At 62.5% G+C, this 14,348-nt stretch carries 22 protein-coding genes; 21 read left to right on the forward strand and 1 reads right to left on the reverse strand.

Annotated features, from left to right (window positions below):
* Positions 1–49: 49 nt before the first annotated feature.
* The 7 genes from NKI25_RS01920 to NKI25_RS01950 are packed head-to-tail and all read left to right on the forward strand — an operon-like array spanning position 50 to position 2,622.
* Positions 50–535 (forward strand): lysozyme, encoded by a 486-nt coding sequence (locus NKI25_RS01920; protein ID WP_352997946.1) that lies wholly within the window; start codon positions 50–52, stop codon positions 533–535.
* Positions 535–918 carry a hypothetical protein gene (locus tag NKI25_RS01925; RefSeq protein ID WP_352997948.1) on the forward strand — a complete coding sequence of 128 codons (384 nt, stop codon included), beginning with the start codon at positions 535–537 and terminating at the stop codon, positions 916–918. Before NKI25_RS01920 ends, NKI25_RS01925 begins: the two co-directional genes overlap by 1 nt.
* Before the next feature lies 1 nt (position 919).
* The gene (locus NKI25_RS01930; RefSeq protein WP_352997950.1) at positions 920–1,099 is read left to right on the forward strand and encodes a hypothetical protein; all 180 of its coding nucleotides are present in this window, start codon (positions 920–922) and stop codon (positions 1,097–1,099) included.
* The gene (locus NKI25_RS01935; RefSeq protein ID WP_352997952.1) at positions 1,096–1,332 is read left to right on the forward strand and encodes a TraR/DksA C4-type zinc finger protein; all 237 of its coding nucleotides are present in this window, start codon (positions 1,096–1,098) and stop codon (positions 1,330–1,332) included. The genes NKI25_RS01930 and NKI25_RS01935 overlap by 4 nt, the downstream gene beginning before the upstream one ends.
* Positions 1,333–1,728, forward strand: coding sequence for a DUF2730 family protein (locus tag NKI25_RS01940; RefSeq protein ID WP_352997954.1), 396 nt, complete (start codon positions 1,333–1,335; stop codon positions 1,726–1,728).
* On the forward strand, positions 1,725–2,024 hold the full coding sequence (locus NKI25_RS01945) for a VpaChn25_0724 family phage protein (RefSeq protein ID WP_352997956.1): 300 nt from the start codon (positions 1,725–1,727) through the stop codon (positions 2,022–2,024). The genes NKI25_RS01940 and NKI25_RS01945 overlap by 4 nt, the downstream gene beginning before the upstream one ends.
* 1 nt (position 2,025) lies before the next feature.
* A complete protein-coding gene (locus NKI25_RS01950) occupies positions 2,026–2,622 on the forward strand; it encodes a DUF3486 family protein (RefSeq protein WP_352997958.1) in 597 nt (198 codons plus the stop codon).
* A 64-nt stretch (positions 2,623–2,686) separates the two neighbouring features.
* On the opposite strand, the gene NKI25_RS01955 is transcribed toward NKI25_RS01950, so the two are convergent.
* Positions 2,687–2,926, reverse strand: coding sequence for a hypothetical protein (locus tag NKI25_RS01955; protein ID WP_352997960.1), 240 nt, complete (start codon positions 2,924–2,926; stop codon positions 2,687–2,689).
* A 29-nt stretch (positions 2,927–2,955) separates the two neighbouring features.
* On the opposite strand from NKI25_RS01955, the gene NKI25_RS01960 reads away from it, so the two are divergent.
* The 14 genes from NKI25_RS01960 to NKI25_RS02025 all read left to right on the forward strand — a co-directional run bounded on the left by NKI25_RS01960 (position 2,956) and on the right by NKI25_RS02025 (position 14,333).
* On the forward strand, positions 2,956–4,644 hold the full coding sequence (locus NKI25_RS01960; RefSeq protein WP_352997962.1) for a terminase large subunit domain-containing protein: 1,689 nt from the start codon (positions 2,956–2,958) through the stop codon (positions 4,642–4,644).
* Positions 4,644–6,209 carry a DUF935 domain-containing protein gene (locus tag NKI25_RS01965; protein WP_352997964.1) on the forward strand — a complete coding sequence of 522 codons (1,566 nt, stop codon included), beginning with the start codon at positions 4,644–4,646 and terminating at the stop codon, positions 6,207–6,209. The genes NKI25_RS01960 and NKI25_RS01965 overlap by 1 nt, the downstream gene beginning before the upstream one ends.
* Before the next feature lie 10 nt (positions 6,210–6,219).
* Positions 6,220–7,017: a phage head morphogenesis protein gene (locus tag NKI25_RS01970; protein WP_352997966.1), complete on the forward strand. Its 798-nt coding sequence runs from the start codon at positions 6,220–6,222 to the stop codon at positions 7,015–7,017.
* A gap of 61 nt (positions 7,018–7,078) precedes the next feature.
* Positions 7,079–8,104 carry a DUF2806 domain-containing protein gene (locus NKI25_RS01975; protein ID WP_352997968.1) on the forward strand — a complete coding sequence of 342 codons (1,026 nt, stop codon included), beginning with the start codon at positions 7,079–7,081 and terminating at the stop codon, positions 8,102–8,104.
* 270 nt (positions 8,105–8,374) lie between these two features.
* Positions 8,375–9,538, forward strand: coding sequence for a phage protease (locus NKI25_RS01980; RefSeq protein WP_352997970.1), 1,164 nt, complete (start codon positions 8,375–8,377; stop codon positions 9,536–9,538).
* On the forward strand, positions 9,538–9,948 hold the full coding sequence (locus NKI25_RS01985; RefSeq protein ID WP_352997971.1) for a hypothetical protein: 411 nt from the start codon (positions 9,538–9,540) through the stop codon (positions 9,946–9,948). The genes NKI25_RS01980 and NKI25_RS01985 overlap by 1 nt, the downstream gene beginning before the upstream one ends.
* Before the next feature lie 8 nt (positions 9,949–9,956).
* Positions 9,957–10,850: a Mu-like prophage major head subunit gpT family protein gene (locus NKI25_RS01990; protein ID WP_352997973.1), complete on the forward strand. Its 894-nt coding sequence runs from the start codon at positions 9,957–9,959 to the stop codon at positions 10,848–10,850.
* Between the two features lie 104 nt (positions 10,851–10,954).
* The gene (locus NKI25_RS01995) at positions 10,955–11,338 is read left to right on the forward strand and encodes an HI1506-related protein (protein WP_352997975.1); all 384 of its coding nucleotides are present in this window, start codon (positions 10,955–10,957) and stop codon (positions 11,336–11,338) included.
* A 4-nt stretch (positions 11,339–11,342) separates the two neighbouring features.
* Positions 11,343–11,774, forward strand: coding sequence for a gp436 family protein (locus tag NKI25_RS02000; RefSeq protein WP_352997978.1), 432 nt, complete (start codon positions 11,343–11,345; stop codon positions 11,772–11,774).
* Positions 11,774–12,364 (forward strand): phage virion morphogenesis protein, encoded by a 591-nt coding sequence (locus NKI25_RS02005; protein WP_352997980.1) that lies wholly within the window; start codon positions 11,774–11,776, stop codon positions 12,362–12,364. The genes NKI25_RS02000 and NKI25_RS02005 overlap by 1 nt, the downstream gene beginning before the upstream one ends.
* Positions 12,361–12,798, forward strand: coding sequence for a phage tail terminator protein (locus NKI25_RS02010; RefSeq protein WP_352997982.1), 438 nt, complete (start codon positions 12,361–12,363; stop codon positions 12,796–12,798). Before NKI25_RS02005 ends, NKI25_RS02010 begins: the two co-directional genes overlap by 4 nt.
* A 1-nt stretch (position 12,799) precedes the next feature.
* Positions 12,800–12,979: a hypothetical protein gene (locus NKI25_RS02015; protein ID WP_352997984.1), complete on the forward strand. Its 180-nt coding sequence runs from the start codon at positions 12,800–12,802 to the stop codon at positions 12,977–12,979.
* Between the two features lie 3 nt (positions 12,980–12,982).
* The gene (locus NKI25_RS02020; RefSeq protein ID WP_352997986.1) at positions 12,983–13,909 is read left to right on the forward strand and encodes a phage tail tube protein; all 927 of its coding nucleotides are present in this window, start codon (positions 12,983–12,985) and stop codon (positions 13,907–13,909) included.
* A gap of 49 nt (positions 13,910–13,958) precedes the next feature.
* A complete protein-coding gene (locus NKI25_RS02025; protein WP_352997988.1) occupies positions 13,959–14,333 on the forward strand; it encodes a hypothetical protein in 375 nt (124 codons plus the stop codon).
* Positions 14,334–14,348 lie beyond the last annotated feature (15 nt).

Consider the following 14,348-nt stretch of genomic DNA (forward strand, 5'->3'; position numbering starts at 1 on the left):
AAATGGCCGGGACCTCTCCCGGCCGATTTCACAGGCGGAAGGTTTCACCATGGCGATAGCTAGGAATACCGGAGCGGCTGCGGCTGTTGCCGCCGGCATCGCAGCGGCAGCCACCATGGCAGCGCCTCTGGAGGGTTATCGCGGCTACGTCTACCGAGACCCGGTCGGCGTGCTGACCTATTGCTATGGCGAGACGCTAAACGCCAAGGACATGGTTGGGCGCAAATTCTCCGAGGAGGAATGCCGGGCGCTGCTGACCAAACGGATGGCGCACTACGAGCAGGGGAACGCCAAATGCGTCGCCAATTACGGGCAGCTCCACGTCTACGTCCAGACCGCCTTCAATGACTTCTCCTACAACCTCGGCAACGACGCGTTCTGCGAGAGCACGGCCGCAGACTATCTCCGCGCCGGCAATGTCAAGGCCGCGTGCCTGGAAATCGGCAAGTTCGTCTTTGCCGGCGGCAAGGTCCTCAAGGGCTTGATCAAGCGTCGTGCCTTGGAGCAGCAGTACTGCCTCAAGGGCTCACATTGATGCAGGCGCGGCTGATCATGCTCGGTCTCGTCGTGCTGGCCTTCATGGGCCTCGGCCTGGTCGCCTACCACTACAAGGTCGAAGCGCGCGATGCCCAGACTGCCGAGCGCGCGGCCAAGGCCGACCTGAAAGTTGCCGAGGACGTGAACGACGCCAACCGGGCGACGATCGGCCGCCTGCAGGCGCAAGCCGCCGCAGACGCAAAGCTGACTGCGGATCTCGCGGAACAGATCGCGGCAGCAAACCAGGCCTTCATCGACAACAACGCGGCGCTGGTCGCCCTGAAAGAAGCCAATGCGGATACTCGGAACTTCCTCGCTTTGCCTGTGCCTGCTGATTTGCGGAAGCTGTACGACAAGCCCAAAGCCGCAGGTGCTCGTTAAAGTGCTGACCGTCAAGGAACGCATCCCCCCGGCATTTCTGATCCCATGCCCGCCAAACTGGCGGAAGCTCGGCGGGCCGGCCGTCGCCGGCGATTTCGTCGAGCGCGGTGATGTCAACGGCGCCGCGCGAGATGTCTGCGCTGCCCGCCTGGCCAAGGTCGCGGATTGGGACAAGCAATGACGGCCGGCAACGCAGCCATCGACTTGGCCGAGCGCCGGATAGAGCAGGAGCGCGAAGCTGGCGTCGCTCGTATCCAGGCAGCTATCAGGGGGCAATACCAGGCCGAAGAGGTCTCGCCTTTCTGCGATTGCGGAGAGCGTATCCCCGATGCGCGACGCCATGCGATGCCGCGTGCCACCAGGTGCATCGACTGCGAAACGTTCATCGAGCGACAGAACCGGAGACGCGCCTAGATGGAAGAGCTGGTTACCTGGGCCTCGCTTGCCTCACCCCTGCTGTCGTTCGCAACGGTGATTTACGTGTGGCTGACTGCCGGCGGCAAAAAGGCGCAAGCCGATGTCGACGCCTTCAAGAAGTCGTCCGCCGAAGACTTTCAGGAGATCCGCACCTCGGTCGACATCAAGTGCGCCGAAATCGACAAGAGGGTCGACGATCACGGCGTTCGCATTCAGTCGATCGAGAGCGACATGAAGCATCTGCCCGACGTGGGCGCGTTCACCGATCTGCGGCTCGCTGTATCCGAAATCAAGGGCGAAGCCGGCAAGCAGGCCGAGGTGGTCAACGGTATCGCCCGCACCGTGCATCGCATGGAGAATTACCTGTTGACCGGTTCCAAGAGCGCCGCATGACCGATTTTGATGCCTACCTGACCTACGATGCCCGGCTGATCATCCTGCGCGAGCTGAACCGGCAGACAGACGGCCGGCTCAACGAGGTGCTGCTGACCAAGACGCTCGACACGTTCGGCCACAATCGCTCGCGCGAATGGGTCCGCACGCAACTGCGCAAGCTCGCCGAGCTGGGCGCCGTCAAGGTGACCGAGGCCGGCAGCGTCATGGTCGCCGCCATCACCCGCAGCGGCATCGACCATGTCGAAAGGCGGTCGATCATCGAAGGCGTGGCGCGGCCGTCACCGGAGGCCTGAGATGGCGCGCAAGGGCCGTGGTCAGCTTTCGGCGATCGAGCGCCTGCCCGAGGAATGCGGCCCCATCATTACCTGGGCGGCCACGGCCCTGCAGGATCGCGAGCGGACCCAAACGGAGATCTACGAAGAATTCTTCCTGAAGATGCAGGCCCTGGAGGCCGTGCACAAGGGCGCGCTGGAATTCGTCATTCCTTCCTTCTCGGCGTTCAACCGCTTCTCCATCAAGCTGGCGATGATGACGCGGCGGCTGGAAGAAACCCGCGAGATCGCGGCGACTATCTCGAAGCGGTTCGACGCCCAAAGCTCAGACGATCTGACGCTGATCGCAGCAGAGGCGATCAAGACGCTGGTTTTCGAACTGCTGACCGATGCTGGCGAAAGTGGACTGGCGCCGATCGGCGCCATGCAGCTCGCCACAGCACTGAAGATGGCGACGCAGGCGCAGAGCGTTTCCAGCGATCGCCGGACCAAGGTAGCGAAGGAGTTCAAGGCTGATGTTGAAAAGGCGGTCGACACCGTCGCCAAGGCCAAGGGCATGTCGGCCGAGACGGCCGAGGCGATCAAGGCTCAAATTCTCGGCGTGAGAGGAAAAGAATGAATTTACGCAGGCTTGCTGAGTTCGTCTCTTATGACGGCTTGAAGGTTGTCGATCGCGCCATCGATCAGCTCCCGAGGCGCGCCCGGATATCTGCGAAAAAGGATGGATTTAGTGCCACCAACCTCTCTGAGAAAGCCATTTCGCCCGTGGGTCTTCGCTTGCTTGATAACGCGCCGCGCCATGCCTTCGTCTTCAGCTGTTCGTCTGGTTCAAATTCCGGCTCAGCCGGAAGTGCATGCCAAGTCTGCATCGCAAATACAAACAAAGCGAAGTCCTTGGCTTCATCAATGTCTCTCTGATCCATGTCATTTCCTCCCAGGGGAAGCCGACAATATGACCGGGCCAATTAACAAAAGCGAATGGGAAACGGTTCGCCGCGAAAGCATGGCGAACCTCGACCATGTCATCGACAGCGTCGGTCTACCCAGCGTGCTCCTGGGCTATCAGGGGCGCACCGTCTCGCTTCTCGAAAGCACCGCCGTCCGCGTGCTGTTCATCGAGAAGAGCCGGCGCATCGGCGAGACCTGGGCACTGGCTTCCTATGCCGTGCTGCGCGCCGGCCGGGCCAAGGATGCCGGTGGCATGGACGCCATGTACATCTCCTATTCCCAGGAGATGACGCGCGAGTTCATCGACGCCTGCGCCATGTGGGCTCGGGCTTTTGCGCAGGCGGCGATTGCCCAGGAAGAGTTCCTGTTCGACGACGTGGACCCCGCCCATCCGGACGAGACCCGGCAAATCAAGGCCTTCCGAATCCAGTTCGCGTCCGGCTTTGAGATCCTGGCATTGTCGTCGGCGCCGCGCACTCTGCGCGGTAAGCAGGGCCTGGTCATCATCGACGAGGCGGCATTCGTCGACAGCCTGAAGGAGTTGCTAAAGGCGGCGCTGGCCAACCTGATGTGGGGCGGCCAGGTCGTGGTCTGTTCGACCCATAACGGCGCCGACAACGAATTCAACGTCCAGGTCCAGGATATCCTCGGCGGCCGATCGAAGTACAGTCATCTCAAGATCGATTTCGACCAGGCGCTGCTGGAAGGACTCTACGAGCGCATCTGTCTGGTCACCGGCCGCGAGTGGTCGCCTGAGGCAGAGGCGCAGTGGCGCCAGGACATCATCGATTTTTACGGCGACGGCGCCGACGAGGAGCTGTTCTGCGTTCCGTCCATGGGCTCCGGCGCCTGGCTGACATCGCCCCTGATAGAAGCGCGCATGACATTGATGCCGGAAGAGGCGCCGGTGATCCGCATCGATCTGCCGCTAGACTTCCTGCATCGGCCGGAGTTGGAGCGCCGGCATCTGATGTCGCCTCATCTGGACGCGATCAAGGAAGCGCTCGACGGGCTGGACGAGAACCGGCAGCATGCTTTCGGCTATGACCCGGCTCGCAAGGCCGATCCGGCGGTCATGACGCTATTATCGATCGACAAGGTGTTGCGCCGAAAATCTAACCTAACGGTCGAACTGCGCAATGTGCCGTTCCAGGAGCAGAAGGAAATCGCCACCCTGATCTTGAAGGCGTCGCCACGGCTGTGCGGCGCGGCGGTCGACGCAACCGGCGTCGGCATGAACCTTGCCGAGGATCTCGGCCGCACCTTCGGTCTGCACACCGAAGAAACACCGGGCGGCCTCGTCTGGTCGGTCACACTCAGCCAGAATTGGTACAACGAGAATTTCCCGCCGCTTAAAACGGCCTTCGAAGACGCTAACATCGCCCTGACCAGGGACGCCGAGCATTCGGTGGATCTTCGCGTGGTCAAGATCATTCGAGGCATTCCGTTGATCCCGCCCGAGCGTGTCGGTACGGCCGGCGCGAAGCGCCATGGCGATTTCGCGGTCGCGCTCGTCCTCGCCTATTTCGCCAGCCGCATGCAGTGGCACGAGTACGGCTATCAGCCGGTCACACTGCCCATGAACCCGTTTGATGAGCGGCCATCTGACGGCGATGGCTGGCGCGACCGCGCCAATCAAAAAACAGGCGGCTTTCGTTTGGGTTCACTTCGCCGCAGCTCGGGGATCTTCTGATGGCTTTCACCTGGTACGATGCTTTTGGCCGACCGGTCGACACGACGAAGCTGAAGACGGAACAAGCCGCACCCACGACGGCCAGCGTGCGGCGCACCGACGCGCACCATCCGGCCGCCGGCCTGACGCCGGGCAGACTGGCGTCCATCCTTCGCAGCTCAATCGATGGTGACCCGGAAAACTATCTGGCCTTGGCCGAGGACATCGAAGAGCGCGACAACCACTATCTCGGCGTGCTCGGTACCAGGAAGACGCAAGTCGCCGGCCTGGAACTAACTGTCGAGGCAGCCGGCGAGGATGCAAAGAGCGAAGCGGCCGCCCAGCTCGTGCGCGACATCATCGAGCGCGACGGGTTCTATGATGAACTCGTCGACATCCTGGACGCGATCGGCAAGGGCTATTCCTGCACCGAAATCGTTTGGGAGACATCGGAGAAGGACTGGCGGCCGAAGCGTTTGGCCTTCCGAGATCCACGCTGGTTTACCTTCGATCGCATCGACGGCGAAACACCACTGCTAAGGGAAAACGCCGGCGTCGAGCCGCTCAATCCCTATCAATGGATTTTCCACACGGGCAAAGCCAAGTCTGGTCTGCCGATCCGCGGCGGCTTCGCCCGCGCTGTCGCCTGGTCCTTCCTGTTCAAGAGCTACACGGTCAAGGATTGGGCGATCTTCTGCGAGGCTTACGGCCAGCCGTTGCGGCTCGGAAAATACGATGCCAGTGCGAGCGAGCGCGACAAGGAAGTGCTGCTAGAGGCGGTGACCAATATCGGCGCCGACTACGCTGCGATTGTGCCGGTCTCGATGGCGGTCGAATTCGTCAAGGCAGAGATTTCCGGCTCGCATCAACTCTACAAGGAACGCGCTGACTGGCTCGACCAACAGGTTTCCAAGGTGGTGCTCGGCCAGACCGGCACCACCGACGCCATCGCGGGCGGCCACGCAGTTGGAAAAACCCACGACGGCGTTCGCGACGACATCGAGAAGTCCGACGCCCGGCGGCTGGCTGCGACTCTCAACCGCGACCTGGTCCGACCGATTGTCGACCTCAACCATGGTCCCCAGGCCAAATATCCGAAGATCTGCATCGGTCGGCCGGAGCAGATCGACACCAAGGCGCTGGTGGACAACGTCACAAAGCTTGTGCCGTTCGGCCTGAAGGTCAGTGCGTCCGTCATGCGCGACCGGATCGGCATGCCCGAGCCTGGCAAGGATGACGAGCTGCTGGTGGCGCCGCGCGGTCCGGCACCGGTCGACCCAGCCGCACCCGACATCATCCCGCCAGCCGATCCGGCTGGGAAGCGTGAGACTGTGCACTCGGTCGGCGGCCTGAAGAAAGACGCAATCGAACGTGCGACCGACGCCATGCTGTCGGATTGGGAGCCGCTCGTCTCGCCGCTCGTCGCCGGCCTCGAAGCTGAGATCGCCGCCGCCAGCTCGATCGAGGATGTCAAGGCGATCCTGTCCAGGCGGTTCGCCGGCATGGATGTGAGTGCCATGACCGAGCTGCTCGCAAAATCAGCCTTTGCCGCACGGATTGCCGGCGAGGTCGACGACAGCCTGTGATGGAGCGAGCATGGAAGCGCAGCTAAAGCCAGTCGCGCCGCTCGATGCCCTAGCGGCACTGTTCGCGCGTGGCCAGCGTCTCGATCCAGAATTCTCCTGGCTGGACACATGGCAGGCGGCGCATGCCCGCAGCTTCACGGTGGCCAAGTCCGCCGGCTTCGATATCCTGGACGACATCTACAAAGCGCTTGTGAAGGCGCTTGCAGAGGGAAAGACATTCCGGCAGTTCTCGGCCGAGCTGACGCCGCTCCTCCAGGCAAAGGGCTGGTGGGGCCACCAGCCGGCCTTTGATCCGCAGACCGGCGAAATGCGCTGGTCCCAGCTCGGCAGCGTAAGGCGCCTGACCACCATCTTCGATGTCAACATGCGGGTCAGCTATGCGGCCGGTCACTGGGCGGGCTTCGAGCGCAACAAGGCCGCGCGACCATTCCTGCGCTATGTCCACCTCGAAGGCCAGGAGCATCCGCGCCCGCTGCATCAGCTCTGGCATAATACGGTGCTGCCGATCGATCACCCTTGGTGGAACACCCATGCCTGCCCGAACGGCTGGAACTGCCATTGCACTCTGCAGAGCCTCTCTCAACGCGATATTGACCGGCTGCAGCGTGAGGGCGAGATCCTGAGGTTCGAGCCGCCGACCGCAACGACGCGCAAATTTGTCAACAATCGCACCGGCGAGGTCACGACTGTGCCTGACGGCATCGATCCGGGCTGGGCCTATAATCCCGGCAAGGCGGGCTATCTTTCGGTCGTTGGACAGGATCTAGCGCGTAAGACCTCGGTTTCAGCCTGGCTCCTTAACGAGTAGCTCTTGTTGGTGGACGCCCCGCGTGATTGTGTAATGGGCTTGGGCTGCGCGGGAGCACACTATGACAGACGAACCCAACCCGAACGAAACAGGGCTAACGATTGGCGTCACTGGAAACTCGATCGAAATTAAGGTGCGGTCGAGGTTTGTGCGCGCGTGGGACTATTTCTTTGGAGCGAAAGCCGAGTTCAAAGGGTTGGGAATCGAGAGAGAGATCTTGCTCGCGCGAACAAAGCAGGCGAACGAGGCGAAAATCATCGATGCACTCGGGGACGCGGCCGTCGAGCGGATCAAATCGGATCGGTCACTGGCCGAGGTACTGGTAGACTCACATTTCAATGGTGTGATGCGCGAGCAAACGAATTTGGCAGCCACTTTGCAGAAGGCTGAGGAGCAGACTAGACTTTTGCCACCGCCGTCCAACGACCCCGTCGATGGATCCGAGGGCGCCGAGATTGAAGACGATTTCCTTAACATGTGGGGCCACTATGCGAAGAGTGCGTCCAGCGAACGGATGCGGACGTTTCTTGGTCGCATACTGGCTGGCGAAGCCCAGCAACCAGGCAGTTTTTCATTTAGCACTCTTCGTGTCGCTGCGGAGCTGGACGCTAGCACCGCTACGATTTTCAAGAATGAGGCTAACCAACGCCTGGCCCACGCGTTGGTCCGAGATACTGAAGACGACACCGACGTTAACCCGTATGTTACGTTGGAAGCTGCGGGGCTAATCCAGGGCGTCGGGTCAATGCTGACTGCTAATTACGATTTAAGAACCCCCGGCACCCTGGACCTCGCCAGTGGCTCTTTTCGGATCACGATGCAGCTCATCGACCGATCGGCTACTAAGCTTCCGGTTCCCATCTATCCACTGACGAAGGTCGGAAAGGAGCTTGCGTCGATTTTGCCGAGAGACCACGAAAGGGGACTGCGGCTCATCGCAAAGACATGCGCCGACCAGTGCTCTGACATCAAGCTTATGGTGCGGCCAGAGCCTACATCGAACGCCGTCTACCCCGGCGGTTCCCCTTGGGTAGTCTTAGAGGTTCTTAAGCAGCAGCAACCGCCCGTCGAAACGGCCGTCAGCTAGCATTGGGCGACGGCACCCCGGATTGAAGCTTCGTACCTCTGTAGACCCGTTCAAAACCGATTTTAGAACCTATTCGTACGAGATCGGGCAGGCGCAATACCAACTTTTTTTGGGAGCTTGTCGGTTGGCCGCCTGTCGGCTACCGTTCCGGTGCGAATTCGGCGGCGGACCATGCTCATTCACGCACCGTCGGTTCGATCCCCCGAGTATCGACCACCGCCCGCCACGGCGGGCATGATTTGACGGCTTCGGGCGGGCCAATGTCCGGCGATGAAATCCGCCCTTGCTTCGCTCCTTTCGGCCGCCGTGGTCGCCATGCATTCGACTGCGCTCAGCGCAGCGGACGCGGATGGTGCGTGGGTGCAGCTCACCCCTGCCGGGACTTTCTCGGGGCGCAACGGCTTCGGCCCCTGGGTGACTGGCGACAAGGCGTCGATGGAAAAGATCGTCGCGAACACCCGGACCTATGCCGGGTCGACTGACCTTGCCATCGACTACGATCACCAGGCCGTCTACGGCGCCGTGCCTGGCGTGGGCGGCAAGGCGCCGGCAGCTGGCTGGATAAAGGAACTCAAGGTTCACGACGACGGCATCTATGGCCGGGTCGAATGGACCGAAAAGGCGGCTACGGCGATCAGGGCCAAAGAGTACCGCTACCTCTCGCCGGTCTTCCTGCACGAAAAGACCTCCGGCCGGGTGCTGCTCATCCGCATGGCCGGGCTGACGAACACTCCAAACCTCGACCTGGTCGCGGTCGCTGCGAGTGCACTGCTCCACCCCGAAACTGAACAGAACGGAGAAAGCATGGACAAGATCCTTGCTGCCCTTGGCCTCGCCACGGGCACGACTGATGCCGGCGTCATTGCCGCCATCAATGCGCTGCTGACCAGCAGCACGGCAATCGCCAAGGCGGCCGGCCTCACCGAAACGGCCAAGCCGGACGAGATCCTAGCGGCGGTCAATTCGATCGCCGCCGATCGCGTCAAGTTCGCCGAGGCCGCCGGCCTGGCGGCTACGGCCAAGTCCGAAGAGATCGTCACGGCCGTGCAGTCGGCCGTGAAGGGCGTTTCGCCGGACCCGACCAGGTTCGTGCCGATCGCCCAGGTCACCGCGCTTCAGACCGATCTCAAGAAGCTCCAGGAAGACGTGCTCGGCGACAAGGTCACCGAAGCCGTCAACAGCGCCATTGAGGCCGGCAAGGTAGCGCCGTCGCTCAAGGAGTGGGCGACCGACTATGCCAAGAAGGATCTGGCTTCGTTCCAGACCTTCATCGGCAACGCGCCCGTGCTGACCAAGCCGCAACTCGCCGACAAGAAGCGCGACGCCGGTGCCGGTGAGACGCTTGACGAGGCGCAGCTCGCTGTCTGCACGGCGCTGGGCATCGCGCCGGCCGAGTACCGCAAGACGATCGCCGCTGAACAGGAGGCACGCTGATGGCCGCGCTCACCAAAGGTCGCAACACGCTGGAGCGCTTCGGCGACATCTCCGAGCCTCCGGTCAAGGGCGCGACGAAGATCTACGCCGGCGGGATGGTGGCGATCAATGCCGCCGGCCTCGCCGTGCCGGTGATCACCGCAGTCGGCATGGTTGGGCTCGGCCGAGCCGAGAAGGACGCCGACAACTCGGCCGGCGCGGACGCAGCCATCAATGTTCGCGTCGGCCGGGGCATCTACCTCTTCGCCAACTCCGCTGCGGCCGACCTGATCACTCGAAGCGACATCGGCGCCACTTGCTACGGCGTCGACGATCAGACCGTCGCCAAGACCAACGGCGCGAACACCCGTTCGCCGGCCGGGAAAATTCACGACGTGGACGCCGCCGGCGTCTGGGTCAAGTTCAATTAGGGGCCACCATGAAGATCAATTCCGCAAGTCTCGACGCCCTCCGCGTCGGTTTTAAGACCACCTTCCAGGCCGGCCTCGGCACTGCTGCGTCGCAGCAGTCTCGCGTCGCGATGAAAGTGACTTCGTCCAGCCGCTCCGAAAAATACGGTTGGCTGGCGAACATCCCCGGCATCCGCGAATGGATCGGCGATCGTCTCGTCCAGAACCTTTCCGAGTACGACTATGAGATCAAGAACCGGTCGTTCGAAGAGACGGTCGGCGTCGATCGTGACGACATGGACGACGACACGCTAGGCACGTACGGGCCGCTGTTCCAGATGTTGGGCGAGAACGTCGGCAACTTCCCCGATACACTGGTTTGGCCGCTGTTGAAGGCCGGCTTCAATACGAACTGCTATGACGGGCAGTTCTTCTTCGACACCGACCATCCCGTGATCCAGGCGGATGGCACCACGGCCTCGGTCGCGAACACGGATGGCGGTGCCGGCACCCCCTGGTACTTGCTCTGCACCAAGCGGGCGCTCAAGCCGATCATCTATCAGGAGCGCAAGGCCTTCGACTTCGTCTCTAAGGACAAGCCGACCGACGACAACGTCTTCAATCAGAAGAAATTCCTCTACGGCGTCGATGGCCGCGCAAACGCAGGTTACGGCCTTTGGCAGCTGGGTTGGGGCTCCAAACAGCCCCTGACCGCCGCCAATTACGAAATCGCGAGGGCGGCGATCGCCAGCTTCAAGGCGGACTATGGCCAACCGCTCGGGCTCGTGCCCGACCTCCTAGTTGTGCCTCCGTCGCTCGAAGGAGCCGGAAAGGCGATCGTGTCGTCGCAGCTCGTCAATGGCGGCGAGACCAACAAGTGGGCCGGGACAGCCGAACTCCTCATGGTTCCCTGGCTGGCCTGATTAGCTTGCCAATACCAGAAACCCCGCCGGTCTCGTCACCGGCGGGTTTTTGAAAAGCAGCTAGGCCGGCTCCTTTTCAAAGGCCCGAAAACGAGGATTGAACGATGGCTTCCAGGACTTCCAAGACCACCAGCATGCCCCCCGAGAGCGAAGACCAGGGCGGAGCCGGCAATGCGGCCGGCTCCGCATTTGCTGGTTTGATCGATGCGACGGGGATGTCGATCGACGAGCTTGAAAAGCGCCTCGACACGGCGAAGGCGGAATTCGTCGCAAAATACCCGAGCCTCTCGGCCGCACTGGACACCTGGCAGGCGAGCGGCCGTCCGGAGCCGACCACGTTGCGCATCACGTCGAAGGTGGAACGCTTTCGGCGCGGCGGCATGGCGCACTCCAGGACGCCGGCCGATCACCTGCTCGAAAGCTTCACCTCGCCGGATCAGCTCGAACTGATCTTCGCCGAAACTATGCTCGCGGTGGAGCTGGTCTGAGCGCGTGACCTACGCAGTTAAACAGGACCTGGTCGACCGCTTCGGCGCGACTGAGCTGATCCAGCTCACGGATCGGACGAACATGCCGCCGAGCACGATCGACGATGTCGTGGTCGGCCGCGCCCCGGCGGACGCTGACGGCGTCATTGACGGCTATATCGGCAAGCAGTTTGACCTGCCGCTTTCTGTTGTGCCGCCGGTGCTGACCAAGGTCGCGGCAGATCTCGCGCGCTACTATCTGCACGGCGAGGCTGCCGACAAGGACAGCATCGTCTCGCGCAACTTCGCCACCGCGCTATCCTGGCTGAAGGACGTTTCGAAAGGTCTGGTCTCAATCGACGATCAGGGCGAGACGCCGGAACAGGCGGGCGGCGGCTCCATCCGCGCCAATCCGTCGACGCGCGTCTTCCGCCGCGACACGCTGCGGGGCTACTGATGGCGACCGAAGGCATCCAGATCCGCCTCGTCGACCAGGCCGTGCTGGCGACGCTCGATCGCATCGAGCGCCTGGCCGAACATCCCAGGACGATCATGTCGGCGATCGCCGCGTACCTGGTCACGTCGACCCAGCGTCATTTCGAGCGCGAGACCGGCGCGGCCGGCAAGTGGCAAAGGCTCAGCCCGCGCACGGCCGCTAAGCGCATCGGCCGCAGCCAGCGCGGCTACGGCCACATGCTGCGCGTCACCAACCGGCTCTACAGCTCGATCACAGGCGAAGCGACCGACACCGAAGCGGCGGTCGGGACCAACCTGCTCTATGCCGCCGTCCAGCAGCTCGGCGGCACAGTGAAGATCCCGGCGCGCGATCAGGATTTGCACTTCGGCAAGACCAATCGCGGCCGGCGCTTCGTCAAGGCGTCGCGGAAGCGTAAGGAAACCGTTCGCGTCTCGATCGGCGCGCACAGCATCACGATCCCGGCGCGGCCGTATCTCTATGTCGACGAGGACGATCAGGCCGAAATCCTGCGCATCGCCGAGGACGCGTTCCGCGCCGAGGCCGACAGCCAGTCGGGAGCGCAGCCATGACGCTCTCGTCCGAATTCCAGCAGCGCCTGCGCGATATGGACCCGCCGCTCTTCCGCGTGGTCGCGGGCGCGGCCGCCTGGGCCTCGCTCAATGGCGAACCGAAGACGATGCCGGCGGCGTTCGTCCTGGTCGAGGAAGAGCACAGCGGTGGAAACGAGCGCATGACAGGCAACGTGCTTCAGCGCACAGAGGCCGATGTCGCCGTCATCATCGTCACCCGCAACGTCTCGGACGGTACAGGCGGGGCCGCTGCCGATGACATCGAAATGCTTAAGGACGCGGTGCGCGGCGCCTTGATCGGCTTCGAACCGGCGAGCGTGAACAATGCCGACGTTGTCGAGCACATCTCGTCGAACCTTCTCAAAGCCAAGAACGGCCACGTCTGGCAGCGCGAGCTGTTCGGCGCCGGCTACTACCTCGTGGAGAAAAGCTGACATGGCAAAGATCGAAACGCCGGTCGCCGGCGGCGCCTACGTCCGGCGCAAGGACGGGACGCTGGAGCGGGTCGAGGGCACCGAGCCCGCACCGCCGTACGGCAGCGAAGCCGAGCCTCTACCGGCCGGCACGGACGAAAAAACGGCGGCCGACACCGGCGCGCCTAAGAAGGGGAAATAGACCATGCCGATCCGCCGCTGGAAGAAGCTTTCCGCACTCATCAAGCCTGAAGCTGTTTATGGCACCGATCCCGTGCCGACTGGAGCTGCAAACTACATCCAGCTCAGCGACGCCGCCTTCACCCCGCTCGCTGGCGATGAAGAAGCGCGCAATCTGATGCAGCCTTTCCTCGGCCATCAGGGCGTGTTTCTGACCGGCGATTACGGCCAATTCAATTTCTCGGTCGAGATTGCCGGTGCGGGTGTCGCCGGCACGGCGCCGGCTTTCGGACCGTTGCTGCGCTCCTGCGGCTTTGCCCAGGTGGTCTCGGCCGGCGTCGACGTTCAGTATGATCTGATCCACGACACCTTCGAGAGCAGCTCGCTCTACTACAATTCCGACGGCGTCAAACATGTGCTGCTCGGCATGCGCGGCAGTGTCTCGCTCGGCTTCACGCCGAAGCGCATTCCGCGCTTCCAATTCTCAATGAAGGGCCTGCTCGGCACCATCACTGACGAGGCGTTGCCGGTCATCACCAAGACGATGTGGATCGACCCGCTGGTTGTCTCTAAGGCCAACACGGTCATGTCGTTGCATGGCTGGACCGCGATTGCCGAGAGCCTCAACATCGACACCGGGTCGCAGGTCGTGCCGCGTCATCTGATCGGTGAAGAGAGCATCGAGATCACCGATCGCGCGGTCACCGGCACCGCTGTCGTCAAGGCTCAGTCGCTGGCGACCAAGGATTGGTTCGCGATCGCACGAGCCCACACCAAGGGCGCCCTGGCGCTGACCCATGGCACGGTGGCCGGCAACACCGTGGCGATCGACAGCGACGCCGTCCAGATCGGCCGGCCCACCGAGGGTCAGAGCGACAACATCCGCAACTATTCGGTGCCGCTGATGCTGACCAGCCTCGGCACCAAAGAGCTGAAAATCACAGTCAAATAGGCGGTTTCAACGCCGCTTCAATCGCCCTTCAAACCTTAGGAAAGCGCCCATGAAATTCGTTCTCGCCAAGGAGTATCTCTACTGGTGGCCGATCAAGATCGAGCTTCCTGACCCTGACAAGCCGGGCAAATGGAAGACGATGAGCTACACCCATCAGTTCGCCGGCGTCGGCGAGGACGAGGCCAACGCGCTCAACAAAGAGATCGAGGCGCTGCCGACGGCCGAGGCCAAGCGAGCACGCGAGCACGATCTCCTGATCAAGGCGAGCCGGGGCTGGCGCGACGTAGTCGGCGAGGACGGGAACGAGGTCGAGTATTCCGAAGATGTGTTCCGCGACGCGCTGCAGCAGACCTGGTACCGGGTCGCGCTCTACAACGCTTATGCCGCCTCGCTCGCCAGCCCCGAGGCCCGAAAGGGAAACTGACAGAGGCCGCGCGCG

Origin of the sequence: Mesorhizobium sp. M0808 (assembly GCF_040320025.1) — a bacterium.
Classification (GTDB): Bacteria; Pseudomonadota; Alphaproteobacteria; order Rhizobiales; family Rhizobiaceae; genus Mesorhizobium.